Source organism: Spirillospora sp. NPDC049652 (genome assembly GCF_040675125.1).
Lineage (GTDB): Bacteria > Actinomycetota > Actinomycetes > Streptosporangiales > Streptosporangiaceae > Spirillospora.
The window spans coordinates 1-3,402 of sequence record NZ_JBFAOF010000801.1; the positions used below are offsets into that span (position 1 = coordinate 1).

The 3,402-nt window shown below is 74.7% G+C and carries 3 protein-coding genes and 1 pseudogene; all 4 read right to left on the minus strand.

The genetic code is table 11. The annotated features are described in order from the left end of the window. Positions 1–452, minus strand: a pseudogene (locus AB0J52_RS32875) (thiol reductant ABC exporter subunit CydC); the annotation flags it as partial. After that, positions 449–2,023 carry a thiol reductant ABC exporter subunit CydD gene (gene cydD / locus AB0J52_RS32880; RefSeq protein ID WP_500186740.1) on the minus strand — a complete coding sequence of 525 codons (1,575 nt, stop codon included), beginning with the start codon at positions 2,021–2,023 and terminating at the stop codon, positions 449–451. The pseudogene AB0J52_RS32875 and the gene cydD, both read right to left, overlap by 4 nt. Positions 2,024–2,036: 13 nt before the next feature. Beyond that, a complete protein-coding gene (cydB, locus tag AB0J52_RS32885; protein WP_500186742.1) occupies positions 2,037–3,044 on the minus strand; it encodes a cytochrome d ubiquinol oxidase subunit II in 1,008 nt (335 codons plus the stop codon). Between the two features lie 13 nt (positions 3,045–3,057). Further along, on the minus strand, positions 3,058–3,402 hold a 345-nt coding region (locus AB0J52_RS32890), incomplete at its 5' end, for a cytochrome ubiquinol oxidase subunit I (protein WP_500186743.1).

The window sequence follows — 3,402 nt, forward strand, 5'->3', positions numbered from 1 at the left end:
ATCGGCAGGACGCCGCGCAGCCAGCGGTCCGCGACGCCCTCGGCGTTGTCGAGGACGACGCCGAGGGGGCCGCCGTCGCCGCTCGGCCGGACGGCCGGGGTCAGGTCGGCGAGGCGCTCGAAGACGCGGACGCGGGTGCGCGCGAGGAGCCGGAGCGCGGCGTCGTGGGAGACGAGCCGTTCGGCGTAGCGGAGCACGCCGCGTCCCATACCGAACGCCCGGACGGACACGATCGCGACCATCAGGTACAGGACGGGCGGGTGCTGCGAGGCCCGGGAGATCAGCCAGGCGGACGTGGCCATGAGCGCGATCCCGCAGGTCAGCGCTCCGGCACCGGCCAGCACGGCCAGTCCGAGCCGGAATCCCGGCCGCCGCGTCCGCGCCGGCTCGCCGGTCCCGCGGGTGGCCTGGACGGGGGTCAGGGTCGCCATGGTCGCCTCCGGCGCGGTCATGCGGGCACCGGCACGTCGTCGAGCCGGACGAGGTGGTCGGCGCGGTCGAGGAGGGCGCCGCGGTGCGTGGTCGCGATGACCGTGCGGCCGCGCAGCGGGCCGTCGAGCAGCGCGAGCACCTCCCGCTCGGTGCGCGGGTCGAGGTGGGCGGTCGGCTCGTCCAGCAGGACGAGCGGGGTGTCCAGGAGGTCGACCCGCAGGACGGCGCGGGCGAGCGCGACGCGCTGCCGCTGGCCGGCGGACAGGGCCGCGGCGTCGGCGTCCAGGGTGGTGAAGCGGGTGACGCCGACGGCCTCGGCGGCGCGGCGGACGGCGTCGTCCGGCGCGCCGGGGACGGCGAGCGCGATGTTCTCGGCGACCGTCCCGGCGATCAGGAACGTCCGCTGCGGGACCCAGGCGACGCCGCTCCGCCACGCGTCGCCGGGCGTGACCGGCTCGCCGCCGGACAGGACCCGGCCGGACGCGGCGGGGACGAAGCCGAGCAGGACCTCCAGCAGGCTGGACTTGCCGAGGCCGGACGGCCCGGCCAGCACGGTCAGCTCGCCCGCCGGGGCGGTGAAGGAGAACGGGCCGACCACGTCGCGGCGCGCGACCGTGACGTCCTCGACGCGGACCTCCCCGGCCGGGCGGGACGCGCCGCCGGTCTGGACGGGCCCGCCCGGCGCGTCCAGGGCGGCGAAGATCTTCTCGGCGGCGGCGACGCCGTCCTGCGCCGCGTGGAACTGCGCGCCCGCCGCGCGCAGCGGCAGGTAGGCCTCGGGCGCGAGGATCAGGACGAACAGGGCGGTCTCGAACGGCACCGAGCCGGACACCAGCCGCAGCCCGATCGACACCGCGACCAGCGCGACCGACAGCGTCGCCGCGATCTCCAGGACCAGCGCGGACAGGAACGCGATCTTCAGCGTCCCCATGGTCGCGCGGCGGTGCTCGCCGGTGATCCGCTCGATCCGCGCCGCCTGCGCCTTCGCCCGGCCGAACGCCTTCAGCGTGGGCAGGCCGGTGACGACGTCGGTGAAGTGCCCGGCGAGCACCTCCAGGCTGCGCCAGCGGCGGCGGGTCCGGCCGGCGGTGTAGAGGCCGATCAGCGCGCCGAACATCGGGATCAGCGGCAGCGTCACCGCGACGATCACCGCCGAGCGCGGGTCGGTGACGAGCAGCGCGGCCACCACCGCCACCGGGACGATCACCGACAGCGCGAGCTGCGGCAGGTACCCGGCGAAGTAGGGGTCGAGCGCGTCCACCCCGCGCGTCACCAGCGCGGTGACCTCACCGGACGGGCCGTCCGGGCGGTCCCGGACGACCTTGGCCAGCACCCGCTCGCGCAGCTGGGCCTTCACCCCGGCGGCGGATCGGTGGGCGGCGACCTGCTGCCCCCACACCAGCAGCGCCCGGAAGGCGACGACGCCGGCGAGCGCGAGCGGGACGGTGCGGGCGGCGATGCCGTGGGCCAGCAGCGCCGCCTGCGCCAGGGCGCAGGCGGCGGCCAGACCGCCGGACACGGCGCACGCGACCAGGTAGGGCGCGGTCGCGCGGGCCTCGCGGACGAGCCTCGGGTCGAGCGGTCTGGGCATCGGTCACCCGCTCCTAGTGCTGGTAGGCCGGGATGTCCCGCACGCCGATGCGCTTGCGGAACACCCAGTACGTCCAGCCCTGGTACAGCAGCACCAGCGGCAGGAAGAGGACCGCGACCCAGGTCATGATGCCGAGGGTCTTGGGCGAGGCGGCGGCGTTGTCCACGGTCAGGCTGTTGGCCGCGTCGAGCGTGGACGGCAGCACGTTCGGGTACAGCGAGACGAACAGCGTGACCGCCGCGAACACGATCGCCGCGCCGGACAGGCCGAACCGCCAGCCGTCCCGGCCGTCCACCCGGGTCATGGCCCAGGACGCGACCAGGGCGACCGCGGCGAGCCCGGCGGTGACCGCCGTGGCGACCGAACCGTGGTCGACCTGCGTCCAGAGCAGGAACGCGGCCGCGGCGACGACGGTTCCGGCGCCGATCCTCGTGGCGAGGGCCCGGGCCCGGTCGCGGATGTCGCCGGTGGTCTTCAGCGCCGTGTAAACCGCGCCGTGGTAGGTGAACAGCAGCAGCGTGGTCAGGCCGCCGACCAGCGAGTACACGTTCAGCAGGTCGAGGACCGAGCCGACGTAGAGGTGCCGGCCGTCCAGCGCGACGCCGCGCACGATGTTCGCGAACGCCACGCCCCACAGGAACGCGGGCAGCAGCGACCCGAAGAAGATCGCGTGGTCCCAGTTGCGCCGCCAGCGGTCCGAGTCGCGCTTGCCGCGGTACTCGAACGCCACGCCGCGCAGGATCAGCGCGACCAGGACGAGCAGCAGCGGCAGGTAGAACCCGCTGAACAGGGAGGCGTACCACTCGGGGAAGGCGGCGAAGGTCGCGCCGCCCGCCGTGAGCACCCACACCTCGTTGCCGTCCCAGACGGGCGCGATCGTGTTGATCAGCACCCGCCGCTCGGTCTCGTCCTTCGCCAGGACGCGGGTCAGCACGCCCACGCCGAAGTCGAAGCCCTCCAGGAAGAAGTAGCCGGTCCACAGGACGGCGATGGCGATGAACCAGAGGTCTTGGAGATGCATCGTCGCGGTCCCCTCAGTACGCGAAGGCGAGGGGCTTGTCCTCGCCGTCGGGCTCGTCGGACTCGGCCGCCACCTCGGGCGGGTCGGACTTGGCGTACTTGACCATCAGCCCGACCTCCACGACGGCCAGCACCCCGTAGAGCAGCGTGAACACGATCAGCGAGGTCAGCACGCTGCCGGCGCCGACGCTCGGGGAGACGCCCTGCTCGGTCCGCATCAGCCCGAACACCACCCAGGGCTGCCGCGCCATCTCCGTGAAGATCCATCCGGCGGAGTGCGCGATGAACGGGAGCGCCACGGCCAGCAGCGAGGCCCGCCAGAACCAGCGGCTCCGCGGCAGCCGCCCGCGCCGGGTCAG

Coding starts and splice junctions, on each gene's coding strand:
- cydD (WP_500186740.1), bottom strand. CDS start 2,023: ATGCCCAGACCGCTCGACCCGAGGCTCGTCCGCGAGGCCCGCGCGACC.
- cydB (WP_500186742.1), bottom strand. CDS start 3,044: ATGCATCTCCAAGACCTCTGGTTCATCGCCATCGCCGTCCTGTGGACC.